General features: G+C 67.1%; 13 protein-coding genes. 12 read left to right on the top strand and 1 reads right to left on the bottom strand.

From position 1 onward, the window contains the following. Positions 1 to 16 precede the first annotated feature (16 nt). From SBP01_RS08080 to ybaK, 3 genes are read left to right on the top strand one after another with little or no spacing between them, the layout of a single operon-like run. Positions 17 to 928, top strand: a complete 912-nt coding sequence (locus SBP01_RS08080; protein ID WP_320538047.1) for a sulfurtransferase — start codon at positions 17 to 19, stop codon at positions 926 to 928. A 10-nt stretch (positions 929 to 938) separates the two neighbouring features. After that, on the top strand, positions 939 to 1,403 hold the full coding sequence (locus SBP01_RS08075) for a SufE family protein (RefSeq protein WP_320538046.1): 465 nt from the start codon (positions 939 to 941) through the stop codon (positions 1,401 to 1,403). A gap of 13 nt (positions 1,404 to 1,416) precedes the next feature. Continuing rightward, positions 1,417 to 1,914, top strand: a complete 498-nt coding sequence (gene ybaK, locus SBP01_RS08070) for a Cys-tRNA(Pro) deacylase (protein ID WP_320538045.1) — start codon at positions 1,417 to 1,419, stop codon at positions 1,912 to 1,914. Here ybaK and SBP01_RS08065 read toward each other — a convergent pair. Further along, the gene (locus SBP01_RS08065) at positions 1,911 to 3,188 is read right to left on the bottom strand and encodes an alpha/beta hydrolase family protein (protein WP_320538044.1); all 1,278 of its coding nucleotides are present in this window, start codon (positions 3,186 to 3,188) and stop codon (positions 1,911 to 1,913) included. The genes ybaK and SBP01_RS08065 overlap by 4 nt on opposite strands. Positions 3,189 to 3,284: 96 nt before the next feature. On the opposite strand from SBP01_RS08065, the gene SBP01_RS08060 reads away from it, so the two are divergent. From SBP01_RS08060 to SBP01_RS08020, 9 genes are all read left to right on the top strand, one after another. Next, positions 3,285 to 3,776, top strand: coding sequence for a hypothetical protein (locus SBP01_RS08060; protein ID WP_275213651.1), 492 nt, complete (start codon positions 3,285 to 3,287; stop codon positions 3,774 to 3,776). Positions 3,777 to 3,790: 14 nt separating this feature from the next. Next, positions 3,791 to 4,306, top strand: coding sequence for a peptide-methionine (R)-S-oxide reductase MsrB (msrB, locus tag SBP01_RS08055; protein WP_275213650.1), 516 nt, complete (start codon positions 3,791 to 3,793; stop codon positions 4,304 to 4,306). A gap of 153 nt (positions 4,307 to 4,459) precedes the next feature. Next, the gene (locus SBP01_RS08050) at positions 4,460 to 5,827 is read left to right on the top strand and encodes a DUF6421 family protein (RefSeq protein WP_320538043.1); all 1,368 of its coding nucleotides are present in this window, start codon (positions 4,460 to 4,462) and stop codon (positions 5,825 to 5,827) included. Further along, positions 5,824 to 6,597: an SDR family NAD(P)-dependent oxidoreductase gene (locus SBP01_RS08045; RefSeq protein ID WP_320538042.1), complete on the top strand. Its 774-nt coding sequence runs from the start codon at positions 5,824 to 5,826 to the stop codon at positions 6,595 to 6,597. Before SBP01_RS08050 ends, SBP01_RS08045 begins: the two co-directional genes overlap by 4 nt. 16 nt (positions 6,598 to 6,613) lie before the next feature. Then, positions 6,614 to 7,729 (top strand): low specificity L-threonine aldolase, encoded by a 1,116-nt coding sequence (locus tag SBP01_RS08040; protein ID WP_320538305.1) that lies wholly within the window; start codon positions 6,614 to 6,616, stop codon positions 7,727 to 7,729. 57 nt (positions 7,730 to 7,786) lie between these two features. Next, positions 7,787 to 8,440, top strand: a complete 654-nt coding sequence (locus SBP01_RS08035; protein WP_320538041.1) for a DUF3000 domain-containing protein — start codon at positions 7,787 to 7,789, stop codon at positions 8,438 to 8,440. Positions 8,441 to 8,484: 44 nt separating this feature from the next. After that, on the top strand, positions 8,485 to 9,813 hold the full coding sequence (locus SBP01_RS08030) for an HRDC domain-containing protein (protein ID WP_320538040.1): 1,329 nt from the start codon (positions 8,485 to 8,487) through the stop codon (positions 9,811 to 9,813). Between the two features lie 126 nt (positions 9,814 to 9,939). Then, a complete protein-coding gene (locus SBP01_RS08025) occupies positions 9,940 to 11,244 on the top strand; it encodes a thiolase family protein (RefSeq protein WP_320538039.1) in 1,305 nt (434 codons plus the stop codon). After that, complete coding sequence (locus tag SBP01_RS08020) at positions 11,241 to 13,415, top strand: 3-hydroxyacyl-CoA dehydrogenase NAD-binding domain-containing protein (RefSeq protein ID WP_320538038.1); 2,175 nt, start codon at positions 11,241 to 11,243, stop codon at positions 13,413 to 13,415. Before SBP01_RS08025 ends, SBP01_RS08020 begins: the two co-directional genes overlap by 4 nt. Positions 13,416 to 13,422: the final 7 nt, after the last annotated feature.

Below are 13,422 nucleotides of genomic sequence, written 5' to 3'. Positions count from 1 at the left end.
GTGAAAGGCCATCACCATGCCCTATGCCGTTGAACAAAACGAGAAGTTTGCCGCCTACGCCAACCCTGAGCGCCTGGTGTCAACTGACTGGCTGGCCGCCGCCCTCGAATCGGGTGCGGTTGCGGAAGGAAAGCTGGTTGTGGTGGAGTCCGATGAAGACGTGCTCCTTTATGAGACCGGCCACATTCCCGGCGCCGTCAAGATTGACTGGCACACGGACCTCAACGATGAAGTGACCCGCGATTACGTGGACGGCGAGGCGTTCGCCGCCCTGGCCGGCTCGAAAGGGATCTCCCGCGACACCACCGTGGTGATCTACGGGGACAAGTCGAACTGGTGGGCTGCCTACGCCCTCTGGGTCTTCACCCTCTTCGGCCACGAGGATGTCCGCCTGCTGGACGGCGGCCGGGACAAGTGGATTGCCGAAGGCCGGGAACTGACCACCGAGCGGCCCAGCCCTGCCCCGGCCGAGTACCCCGTGGTGGAGCGCAATGACGCCCCCATCCGCGCCTTCAAGGAGGACGTCATGGCGCACTTCGGCAAGCCGCTCATCGATGTCCGCTCCACGGAGGAATACACCGGCCAGCGCACGCACATGCCGGCTTACCCGGAGGAGGGCACGCTTCGCGGTGGCCACATTCCCACGGCGGCGTCCATCCCCTGGGCCCGGGCCGCCGCTGCGGACGGCACCTACCGCAGCCGCGACGAACTCGAGGCACTGTACCTGGGTGAGGCCGGCCTGGTGGCCGGCGACGATGTGGTGGCGTACTGCCGCATCGGCGAACGGTCCAGCCACACCTGGTTTGCGCTCAAATACCTGCTCGGCTTTGACACCGTCCGCAATTATGACGGTTCCTGGACAGAGTGGGGCAACGCCGTGCGCGCTCCGATCGTCAAGGGCGCTGAACGCGGGGCAGTCCCGGCGTAAGCTGAAACAGATGACTACACAAGAACTGCCCGCCGCCTTGGCGGAAATCGTGAACGACTTCCAGGCCCTGACGGAGCCCGACCGGCTTCAATTGCTGCTTGAGTTCTCGCGCGAGCTGCCGGAGTTGCCGGACCGGTTGAAGGACCACCCTGAACTCCTGGAGCAGGTGGTGGAATGCCAGTCGCCGCTGTTCCTCACCATCGAGACGGAAAAGAACGACGCCGGCCCGGCCGCTGCGGTCCGGCTTTACTTCAAAGCACCACCGGAAGCCCCCACCACGCGGGGATTCGCCGGGGTGCTGCACGAGGGACTCGATGGACTCAGCGCTGCGGAAATACTGGCGGTCCCGGATGACATGCCGGAACTGCTGGGCCTTACGCGCGCCATTACGCCGCTGCGGATGCGGGGTATGACCGCCATGCTGGGACGGATCAAGCGCAAAGTGGCCGCCCTCGAGCAGCCCGAGGCTTCCTGACAGAACCGGCACCGTGGGACGCAAGAGTCCGTCGCAGGGAACGCCCGCAACAGCCGTCCTGGCTGCTGCCGGCGTTCCCTTTGTGCTGCACCCGTACGCGCACGATCCGTCCGTGGCCAGCTATGGCGGGGAAGCGGCCGAAGCTTTGGGCATCGCTCCGGAGATGGTCTTCAAGACCCTCGTGGTCGAAGTGGAAGGCCGGCTGGCCGTGGGAGTGGTGCCGGTCAGCGGCAGCCTTGACCTCAAAGCCTTCGCAGCGGCGCTGGGAGCCAAAAAGGCCGCCATGGCTGATCCTGCCGCAGCACAGCGGCGCACCGGCTACGTTCTGGGCGGTATTTCCCCGCTCGGCCAGCGCCAGGCCTCCCCCACCGTGATCGACGGGAGCGCCCTCGCGCTCCGGACCATGCTGGTTTCCGGCGGCAGGCGCGGACTGGATATCGAACTGGCCCCGGCGGACCTCATCCGGCTGACCTCTGCGGTGACCGCCGGTATCGGTACGGGAACGCCCTAAGGTTCCTCCGCCCTGCGCTGCCCGGGATTGGTCCGCGGCGCCAGCTGGGTGCGGAGCCACGCCTTGACCACGCTTTCCCAGCGCTCGGGATCAACGTTCCATTCCTTCGTGTGCCTGGCACGGCTGAAGGCTTCGAACGTGACCATGTCCGGATTCCGCTCAGCCAGGATGGCGGAGGGCTCATAGGGAACATACTCGTCGTCGATGCTGTGGATGATCAGCGTGGGCGTGCGGACCTCGACGGCACGCGCCACCCAGTCCATGGCCTTGAGGTCGACGGGTGCCGAAAGGCCGGTGAGCCGGCGCCCCAGCGGGTGGCCCAGCATGAGCTGCCCGTACCGCCCCACCAAGGACGGAATCCTGTTCAGCTGGGCGTGGTGTGCCAGGACGTTGACCCAGTTGATGACCGGCGCATCGAGGACCAGGGCCCGGATGAGGTGACGGTGGCGGGACAGGTCCGCCGTCTGCAGGCAGATGGCGCCGCCCATGGACCAGCCGAAAAGGACAAGCTCTTGGGCGCCGTTGGCCAGGGCATACCCGATGGCCGCGTCCACGTCCCTCCACTCGGTGGACCCAAGGCCGTACCGGCCGTCGTCAGCTGAGGGAGCCAGTCCGTCGTTCCGGTAGGAGATCAGCAGGCTGGTCAGCCCCAGTTCCAGTGCAGGGGGTACGGCGCGCAGGGCCTCCTGGCGGGTTGCTCCCCGGCCGTGAACCATGATGGCCCAGATCCTGCCGCCACCCTCGGCCCGGACCAGCCAGGCGGGCGCCTGCCCGCCGTCGACGTCGATCAGCACGTCCTCGGCCCCGATCCCCGCTGCGGCCGGATCCGGATAGTGCGCGCCGCTCCACCACCCGCGGCGTGCGGCGTCGAAGTCGCCGGCGTAAACGGCTTCCACTTCGCGCAGGACGGTGCCGTCAGCCGGCGAGTAGGAAACGATCCGACCAATGCGGGCGTGTCCCTTGCCGCCGTCGAAAAAGAAGCCGTACACACCCTCCACGGTGGTCTCGGGCGTGGCGGCGAAAATGGCCTGCATCACGTCCCCGTCCCGGATGACCGCCAGGACTTCCTGGTCGGCGGCCCGCTGCTTGACCGGAGTGATGACCCGCCGGGCAAAATACAGGGCGAGAGCGGAAGATCCTGTCGCAAGCAGTCCCGCGAGGGCCCCGCCGCCGATGGCGCCACCGAGGGTCCACTTGGCGCGGAGCGACATGCGCCCGTCAGCCGGAGCGGAAGGGATCGCCGTCAACGTTGGAGTTCGCGTGGAAGGTGCCATGGAACCATTCTTACCGCCGCGGACGGGTTGGCCCTATTTAGACGCCTGTGGCGCGGGTCCTGTGCAGTCACCAGCGCGCCCGGCTAGGCTGATGCCATGAGCGATCCAATCGTCATTCTGACCGAAGAACCCCTGGGTGCAGATGACCGCGTCAACATTCAACGGCTGGTGGACGGTTCGGACACGCCGCTTGTCCTGCTGGTCCCGGCCAACACCGAGCGTCACCTCCTGGTGGATTTCCTCGAAAATCTGTCCCTGCTCGATGTCGCCAAAGCTTTCCGTGACCTGACTGCGCACGCCCCTGACCCGGGTGCTGAACGGGCCGAGGCGGCCGAGACCCTGGCGGTCTCGCTGGCAGCATTGGACGGGTTGGGCGGCGGAGTCAGCGGCGAGGTGGTGGACGGCGGCGCCGTCAACGGCCTGGTGACCAAGGTGAAGGAACTCGGTGCGTCACAGGCGGTGGTGATCACCCGGCCGCACGCCGTGGCGGACACCTTCCACACGGACTGGGCCAACAAGGCCCAGGATCAGCTGGGACTCCCCGTGCTCCACCTGTACGCCGGTTCGGGATTTATCGGCGACTCCTAAGCGTTGAGGACACTATGAGTATTTTTGGAAAGAGCGTTTTCGGAAACAAAGCCACCGATTCCATCCCCGCGCCGGCCGCGGGCGACGGAGCCGCAGCGCCGGAAGCGGCGGTCCGGAAGTCCGACGACGAGTGGCGGCAGGAGCTGACCCCGGAGGAGTACCACGTGCTCCGGCAGGCCGGCACCGAGCGCCCGTACACCGGCGAGTACGTGGACACCCACACGGAGGGCGTCTACCAGTGCCGCGCGTGCGGGGCCGAACTCTTCAGGAGCAACGAGAAGTTCGACTCCCACTGTGGATGGCCCTCTTTCTGGGCCCCCCTGGCGGACGGTACGGTGCGGTATATCCATGACCGCACCCTCGGCATGGAGCGGGTTGAGGTGCGGTGCTCGAACTGCGACTCCCACCTGGGCCATGTCTTTGCCGGCGAAGGCTACGGTACTCCCACCGACCAGCGGTACTGCATCAATTCGGTATCCCTGAGGCTGGTTCCACGGGACGCCGGGGAGTCCGAAGCGGCGCAGTCCTAAAGCACTTCAGGGGCCGGTCATGCCGCACCTGATGTGCGGAAAGCGCGGCGTCAGCATAATACTTTCTTATGCTCAGGCGGTTTTTGAATTAGATGGTCTGATTGCTTGCTACGCTCGCGGTAGATGCCCAAGCAATGAGAAAGGCTGTCGTCAATGACTGTCACCATCACCGCTGGCCCCACCAGGATCAGCGCTGAAAACCCCGCCTGGCTCAGGCTCAGGACCGCCGCGGAACTGCTGCAGGGGCTGCAGAGCCAGGACGGATCGGTGCCTGACCCGGGCCACCACGCCGCTGCTGCCCGTGAGGTCGCTGCGATCACCGAAGCGATCAGCGAACTCGCGCCGCTCTTCGCGCACGACGCAGCCTACCTGGACGCCGTCGTCGACGACTTCGAGGCCTGGGCGGCGAGCGGTTTTGGCGTGCCGGACTTCCTGTCCTCACTGCTGGCTTTCCAGCCGCAGCTGCAGCGCCAGGACGGGCTGGAGCACCTTGTTGTCTTCCCCATGTACACCCAGAACGGAAGCAGCAGCAGGCTCGTGGAGGCCGTCCTGGTTGAGGTCATCTGGCCCGAGTTCGTGGCCGGGCTGGAGGCAGGCGACTACTCCAACAAGCTCTTTGTGCCCATCCGTTTCCTGGACTTCACCCGCGGCTACAACACCAACTCGGCAGTGCTCTTCCCGGAAACTGTTGCCGTCAGGGAAACGCCGACTTTCACCTGGGGCGCCATCTTCGCGGACCGCGAGGCCGCCCGCTTCCGCCGCGTGGTGCGCGCGGCAGCGGACATCACCTCCCTGGATCTTCCCGAGGGTGCTGCCGCCCTGCTGGCAGACCAGCAACTGGCCGAGGCCACGTTTGTGATGTGGGACCTGATCCACGACCGGACGCACATGCGCGGGGATCTGCCCTTCGATCCGTTCATGATCAAGCAGCGCATGCCCTACTTCCTGTATTCGCTGGAGGAACTGCGCTGCGACCTCACCGCGTTCCGGGAGTCCGTGCGGATTGAGCACGACGAGGACGCCCTCCCGGAGGCCAGCCGGCACGCCAAACTTGTGCAGTACGCCATCATCTTCGACCGGATCTTCCGCTTTGCGATCACCGGCAGCCGGGTGCGCAACTACGACGGCCTCGGCGGCCAGCTGCTCTTCGCGTGGCTGCACCAGCACCATGTCCTGCATTGGACCGACACCCGGCTCCGCATCGACTGGGACCAGGTGGCGGATGCGGTCATCGCGCTCGGGTCCGCCATCGACGACCTCTACTGGCGCTCCATCGACCGGCCCAAGACGGCGCACTGGCTGGCAGCCTATGATTTGATTTCCGGCACGGTCACGCCCAACCCGGCATCAGTCTGGGCTAAGGGCGCGGACGCCCTTCCGGTGTCCGGGCCGCCCCGCGGCCTGACCGACCAGGTGCTGGACGACGAATTCCCGCTGTCCATGTTCTACGAGGCATTGGAGAAAAAAATGCGCCCGGTCATCGAATCCACCGCAGGCATCACCGGAGCCTCCGCCCTGTGAGCGATCCCAGCCAGCTGCAGGTCCTGGTCACCGGCGGCAGCGGACCCTCCGGGGTGGCCGTCGCCAGGGCCCTCCGGCAGGCCGGGTTCCGGGTCCTGACGGTAGGTTCGGACCAGGGGCGCATCGAAGCCGCAGCCGCACAGGCGGGCGACGGCGTCATGCCCCTGGTGTGCGACCTTGCCGACCTGGCCGGTGTCCGCGCCCTCCGGGAGACACTGGCGGAAACCACCGGGCCGCCGGACGCCGTGATCCACCTAGTGGGAGGCTGGCGGGGCGCCAAAGGCATTCCGGACCAGAGCGACGCCGATTGGGACTTCCTTGAGCAGGGCGCCATCACCACCCTCCGGAACGTTTCCCGCGTTTTCTACGACGACATTGCCGCCTCCGGCAGTGGAAGGTTCGCCATCGTCTCTTCCACCGCGGTGGAGAGTCCGACGGCGGCCGCGGCGAGCTATGTGGCGGCCAAAGCCGCAGCGGAAGCCTGGACCCTGGCCATGGCCGAAGGCCTGGCACGTTCAGCTGCCGGGGCAGGCACGGACCTTCGGAGCGCCGCCGTCGTGCTGGTGGTCAAGGCGCTGGTGCATCCGGAACTGCGGAAGGCGCACCCGGAACGGACCTTTCCCGGTGCCACCGACGTTGAAGACCTGGCGGCCGCCGTCGTCGGGCTGTTCAGCCGCCCGGCATCGGAGCTGAACGGACGCCGCGTGCGGCTCGCGCCCGGGCCTGCCCGCCCTGCACAGCCCGCCCCGGGCCCGACCTCCCTAGACTAAGAACGTGAGCAAAGCAATGACAACCACGGCACAGGCCGCACCCCGGACCGGCAACCCCGCTTCGCGGCTGCACGATCCCTCCATCCGCGGCTTTGCATCGGACAACTACTCCGGGGTCCACCCGGAAGTCCTGGCGGCGCTGGCGGCAGCCAACGAGGGCCACCAGGTGTCCTACGGCGAGGACGATTACACCGCCCGCCTGCAGGAACTGATGGAGGAGCACTTCGGAGCCGGCATCGAATGCTTCCCGGTCTTCAACGGCACCGGCGCGAACGTCCTGTCCCTCCAGTCACTTCTGCCGCGGTGGGGCGCGGTGGTGTGCGCGTCGACGGCCCACATCAACATGGATGAGAACGGCGCCCCGGAACGCATCGGCGGGATCAAGCTGCTTCAGGTCCCCACCCCGGACGGGAAATTGACTCCGGAACTGATTGACCGCGAGGCCTGGGGCTTCGGCGATGAGCACCGTGCGCAGCCGCTGGCGGTTTCCATCACCCAGACCACTGAATTGGGCACCTGCTACACCCCGGATGAGGTCCGCGCCATCGCCGAGCACGCCCACTCCAAGGGCATGAAACTCCACATGGACGGGGCACGGCTGGCGAATGCGGCCGCGCACCTGGGCGTGCCGCTGCGGGCATTCACGCGCGACGCCGGGGTGGACATTTTGTCCTTCGGCGGCACCAAGAACGGGCTGCTTTACGGCGAGGTGGTGGTGGCCCTGAACCCTGAAGCCGCCCACGGCCTGGTGTTCCTCCGCAAAATGAACATGCAGCTCGCCTCAAAAATGCGTTTCCTTTCGGCCCAGTTCATTGCGCTGCTGGAGGGCGATCTGTGGCTCCGTTCCGCCGCGCATGCCAACGCCATGGCAGCCCGGCTGAGGGCTGCGGTGGAGACGATCGAGGGCGTAGAGCCCACCCAAAAGACGGAATCCAACGGTGTGTTCGCGGTCCTGCCGGCCGGGGTGGCGGACCGGCTGCGGAAGTCGTTCCGGTTCTATGACTGGGATGAAGCCGCCCGCGAGGTCCGCTGGATGTGCTCCTTTGATACCAGCGAGGAGGACATCGACGCCTTCGTGGCGGCGATCCGCCACGAACTGACGGCCCACCATGAGCACGGGGCGGCCAGGTAGCATGACCCGCCGACGGCGAGCCTGCCCCCCGCGCCCGGTGCGGTTGCGTAATCTGCGATGGTGAACGCACTCGCCCAGGTTCCCCCGGAATTTCTCCACGCCTTGGGAACCCTCAGGAAGGCCCACTGCCGCAGTGAACTGCACCTGGCGGAAATTCCCGCGCCGGCACGCCTGGCCCCGTTCGCCGTCGCCCTCGGCGCCGAGGTGATGGCACCGGGCCCCGGTAAAGCCACCACTCCGGTGCACGGCCCGGCGGCCATGGCCCTGGCCGCCGCTTCGGGCTCCGAGGACGAGGCCGACACCGAGCTGGCCACGGGCCGGTTCATCCTTCTGCACGACCCCGAGGGATCCGCGGTCTGGGACGGCGAATTCCGCATCGTCACGTACATCCGGGCGCAACTCGAGCCGGAAATGGGCAATGACGAAATGCTCGGCACCGTCGCCTGGACCTGGCTCGTTGAAGCGCTTGAGAACCACAAGGCCCCGTACCGGGCAGCCGGCGGGACCGCCACCCGCGTCCTGTCGGAGAGCTTCGGAACGTTGTCGGACCGGCCCGGCTCGATCGACATCGAACTGCGCGCTTCCTGGACCCCCGCGTCCTCTGATGTCACCGCGCATTTGGAGGCGTGGTCCGACATGGTGTGTACGTTCGCGGGCCTGCCCCCGCTGCCCGACGGCGTCTCCGCCCTGCCGAACCGCCGCCGGAACTAGGACCGGACAATGGCATGGGCCCGGATCGGTAAACTGAAAGCACCATGACCCCTCACATTCCGGATAACACCACAGCCGGCGCCCCGGCTGCTGAAACCACTTCCCACATCTCGGTGGAGGGCTTCGACAGTCAGGTCCCCGCCGTCATAGACCTCGATGCACCCCGCGACGGTGTGCCACTCGTCATTGAAACCCAGTCCGGGCTGGAGCGGTGCGCCGCAGCCATCGCCGCCGGAACCGGACCCGCAGGAGTCGACGCCGAGCGCGCCTCGGGATTCCGCTACGGGCAGCGCGCCTTCCTGGTCCAGATCCGCCGCGAAGGCGCCGGCACCTGGCTGATCGACCCCGAACCGTTCGATGACCTGGCCATCATCAATGACGCACTCAAGGGCGTGGAGTGGATCCTCCATGCCGCCAGCCAGGACCTGCCCTGCCTGCTGGAGCTGGGCATGTGGCCGGACAAGCTGTTTGACACGGAACTGGCGGCCCGGCTCGCCGGGCTGCCGCGCGTCGGCCTGGCTGCGGTCATCGAGCAGTTGCTCGGGTTTGGCCTAGCCAAAGAGCACTCTGCCGCGGACTGGTCCACCCGCCCGCTGCCCGAACCATGGCTGCGCTATGCCGCACTGGACGTGGAGGTCCTCACAGAGCTGCGCGAGGAACTCATCGAGCTGCTCCAGGCCGACGACAAGCTCGAGTACGCCGAGCAGGAATTCGCTGCGATCCTCGCTGCCGGGGTTGCACCCCCCAGGATTGATCCCTGGCGGAAGACCTCAGGACTGCATCAGATCCGCGACCGCCGCCAGCTCGCGGCAGTCCGGGAGCTGTGGCTGGAGCGGGACTCGTTGGCACAGAAGCGTGACGTTGCGCCCGGCAGGCTGATTCCTGATTCCGCCCTGGTCTCGGCAGCGAAGGCGATGCCCTCCACGGTTCCCCAGCTCCTGGGCACCAAGGGTTTCCACGGGCGGGCTGCGCAGCGCGAGGCACCCCGGTGGCTTCGGTGCATCGCGGCCGCCAGGGAGCTGGAGGAACTGCCGCCGCTGCACCTGCCCACGAATGCCCCTCCCCCGCCCCGCGTCTGGGCGGACCGCGACCCCGAGGCGGCCAGGCGGTTGTCCACAGCCCGTCCGCTGCTCCAGGCGAAAGCCGACGAACTGAACCTGCCGCTGGAAAACCTGCTGACACCGGACTACCTGCGGCGCGTGGCGTGGCGTCCGCCGGCGGAACTCAGCGAAGAGGCCATAGCCGCCGAACTCAGCTCACTGGGTGCGCGCCCGTGGCAAATCGGTCTGGTCGCGCCGCTGATCACGGACGCTTTCCGCAACCCTCAGCCGCTCCCTGAGAAGGAAACCAAAGCCGCGGCGCCAACGGACTAAAACGTCCCCCAAGAGCCTTGCACACTATGTTACCGGTGAGTAACATAGTGTGCACTGCTGTCCGGCTACGTGCTGCAACCTCTTCGCACCCTCCGGACGGCGCCAAAGTCTCGATGAGGAGTAAACGTGAGCCAAGCCCGCCCTAGCGGAGAACACAGCAGCGGATCCCCGCGCACGGTCCGCGACGTCGTCTTTGTTGACGGTGTCCGCACCCCCTTCGGGAAGGCCGGCGACAAAGGCATCTACGCCGGAACCCGTGCCGATGACCTGATGGTGAAATGCATCCGCGAACTCCTGCGCCGCAACCCCACCCTGCCGCCGGCGCGGATCGACGAAGTGGCCGTAGCGGCCACCACCCAAACCGGTGACCAGGGCCTGACGCTGGGCCGCACGGCTGCCCTCCTCGCCGGGCTCCCCCGCACGGTGCCCGGTTTCGCCATCGACCGGATGTGCGCGGGGGCAATGACCGCAGTCACCACCACGGCCAGCGGCATTGGCTTCGGCGCGTACGACGTCGTGATTGCCGGCGGTGTGGAGCACATGGGCAACCACCCGATGGGTTCCGGCGCGGACCCGAACCCGCGCTTTATGGCCGAACGGCTGGTGGACCCGGCCGCCCTCAACATGGGCAATACAGCGGAAAACCTGCATGACCGGTTCCCGGAAATCACGAAGCAGCGCGCGGACGCTTACGCCGTTGCTTCCCAGGACAAGCTGGCGGCGGCCTATGCGCGCGAACAGATCCAACCGGATCTTGTGCCCGTTGCCGCACTCAAGCCGGGCCAGGGCTGGACGCTGAACACCGTTGACGAGCCGCCGCGCCCGGGCACCACCCTGGCGGACCTTGCCGCGCTGCGCACACCGTTCCGCGCGCACGGCCGCGTTACGGCCGGCAACGCAGCCGGCCTGAACGACGGCGCCACCGCCGCGGTCCTGGCCTCCTCCGAGGCCGCCGCGGAACTTGGCCTGCCCGTCAAAATGCGCCTGGTCAGCTACGCCTACGCGGGGGTCGAGCCGGAAGTCATGGGCATCGGCCCCGTTCCGGCCACCGAAAAAGCACTGAAGAATGCCGGCCTCAGCATTGAAGACATCGGCCTTTTCGAGATCAATGAAGCGTTCGCCGTCCAGGTCCTGAGTTTCCTGGACCACTTTGGAATTTCCGACGACGACCCCCGGGTGAACCGCTACGGCGGCGCCATCGCCGTGGGCCATCCGCTTGCCTCCTCCGGCGTCCGGCTGATGAACCAGCTCGCACGGCAGTTCGAAGAAGACCCGTCCGTCCGGTACGGCATCACCACCATGTGCATCGGCCTGGGCATGGGTGCCACCGTGATCTGGGAAAACCCGCACCACGCCCTTTACAGCGGCGCGGCAGCATCAGAGGTCCACAACGCAAACGCCGCAGCAACCACCGAAGGAGCCGCCGTATGAGCGCCGCAGATTTCACCAAACTTGCCGGGATCTTTCCGAATGAGACGGTGACGCACTCCTACGTCCAGGACATCAAACTGCCGGGAGCACCGGGGCAGCACGGCCCTGGGGTCTTTGCCCTGATCACCCTCGACAACGGCCTGGACCATTCCAAGCCCACCACCCTGGGCCCGAACACCCTGGTTGAGCTGGGCACCGTTTTGGAAGGGCTCAAGGAGCGTGCCGCCCGCGGCGAAATCGTGGGCGTCGGCGTCACCGGCAAGCCCTACTTCCTGGTGGCCGGCGCAGACCTGTCCGCCGTCAAGTCACTGGAGAACCGTGAGCACGGCCTCTGGATGGCCCAGCTCGGACACGACGTCTACGCCACGCTGGCCAACCTCGGCGTACCCAGCTTCGCGTTCATCAACGGCGTTGCCCTGGGCGGTGGCCTGGAGATCGCCCTGCAGTCCACCTACCGCACGGTCTCCACGGGCGCCGGCGCACTCGCGCTGCCTGAGGCCTTCCTTGGCCTGGTTCCCGGTTGGGGCGGCGTCTACATCCTGCCGCGCCTGATCGGTCCGGAGAACGCGGTCAAGGTCATGATCGAAAACCCGCTCAGCAACAACCGCACCCTGAGCGGGCCGCAGGCCTTCGAACTCGGCATCGCCGATGCCCTGTTCGAACCGGCGGATTTCCTGGAACAGTCCCTGCTCTGGGCTGCCAAGGTGATCACCGGTGACCTGGCCCCCGAACGGCCCAACGCCGTGGACCCGGCAGAGCCCGCCGTGGCAGACCGCTGGTCCGCGGCCGTTGGAGCCGGCCGTGCGCTGGTGGAAGCCAAAACGTCCAACGCGTCCCCGGCGCCGGCCAAGGTGCTGGACATCCTTGAGGCGAACCGCACCATGAGCCAGGCCGAATCGGCGGCCCTCGAGTGTGAGACCCTCGCGGGCCTGATGCAGACGGATGAATTCCGCTCCACCGTCTACGCCTTCCTGGACCTGGTCCAGAAGAGGTCCAAGCGGCCCGCGGGCGCGCCCGACCGGAAGCTGGCACGGCCGGTCACCAAGGTCGGTGTGGTGGGCGCGGGGCTCATGGCGAGCCAGCTCGCCCTGTTGTTTGCCCGCCAGCTCAAGGTCCCGGTGGTGATGACGGACATCGACCAGGCCCGCGTGGACAAAGGCGTGGGCTATGTCCATGCCGAGGTGGACAAGCTGCTCGGCAAGAAGCGGATCAGCCCCGACGCAGCCAACCGAACGAAGGCCCTGGTGACCGGTTCGGTGTCCAAGGAGGCCTTCGCCGACGCCGATTTTGTCATCGAAGCCGTTTTCGAAGAGCTGAACGTCAAGAAGCAGGTCTTCGCCGAGGTGGAAGCCATCGTCACGCCGGAGTGCATCCTCGCCACCAACACCTCATCGCTCTCGGTCACCGCCATGGCTGAGGACCTCGCCCGCCCCGAGCGGCTGGTCGGCTTCCACTTCTTCAACCCGGTGGCCGTCATGCCGCTGCTGGAAATCGTCCGCGCGCCCAAGACCGACGACGCTGTCCTGGCCACAGCGTTCGAGCTGGCCAAGGGCCTGAAAAAGACGGCTGTCCTGGTCAAGGACGCGCCCGCCTTTGTGGTCAACAGGGTCCTGCTGCGCCTTATGGGCGAGGTGGTGGCGGCCTTTGATGAAGGCACCCCGGCCGGCGTCGCGGACAACGCACTCCGCCCCATGGGCCTGCCCATGACGCCGTTCACGCTCGGCGCCATGGTGGGCCTGCCGGTGGCGCAGCACGTCCAGGAATCCCTGCACGCCGCGTTCGGCGAGCGTTTTGAGGTGTCCGCCAACCTGCAGAAACTGATCGACAACGGTGTGAAGTCGCTCTGGGCTCCCACCGCCGACGGCGGCCAGGAAATCCCCGCGTCCACGCTTTCACTGATGTCCTTCGGCACGTCCCCGTCCACCGGCGAGGACGTGCTGCACCGGGTCCAGGAGGCCCTGGCGGAGGAAATCGGCCTGATGCTGGACGAAGGCGTGGTGGCCGGCCCCGAGGACATCGACCTGTGCATGATCCTGGGCGCCGGCTGGCCCATGTTCCTCGGTGGCATCACCCCTTACCTGGACCGCGTCGGCGCTTCCGAGCGGGTCAACGGCAAGCGCTTCCACGCCCCGGGTGTCACCTCCGCGGCGGCGGCGGTGAGCCGCGCTTAGCACCCGT

Source organism: Pseudarthrobacter sp. IC2-21 (genome assembly GCF_034048115.1).
Lineage (GTDB): Bacteria > Actinomycetota > Actinomycetes > Actinomycetales > Micrococcaceae > Arthrobacter > Arthrobacter naphthalenicus.
Note: the sequence above shows the minus strand (reverse complement) of the source record. Positions and strands in the feature narration are given on the sequence as shown.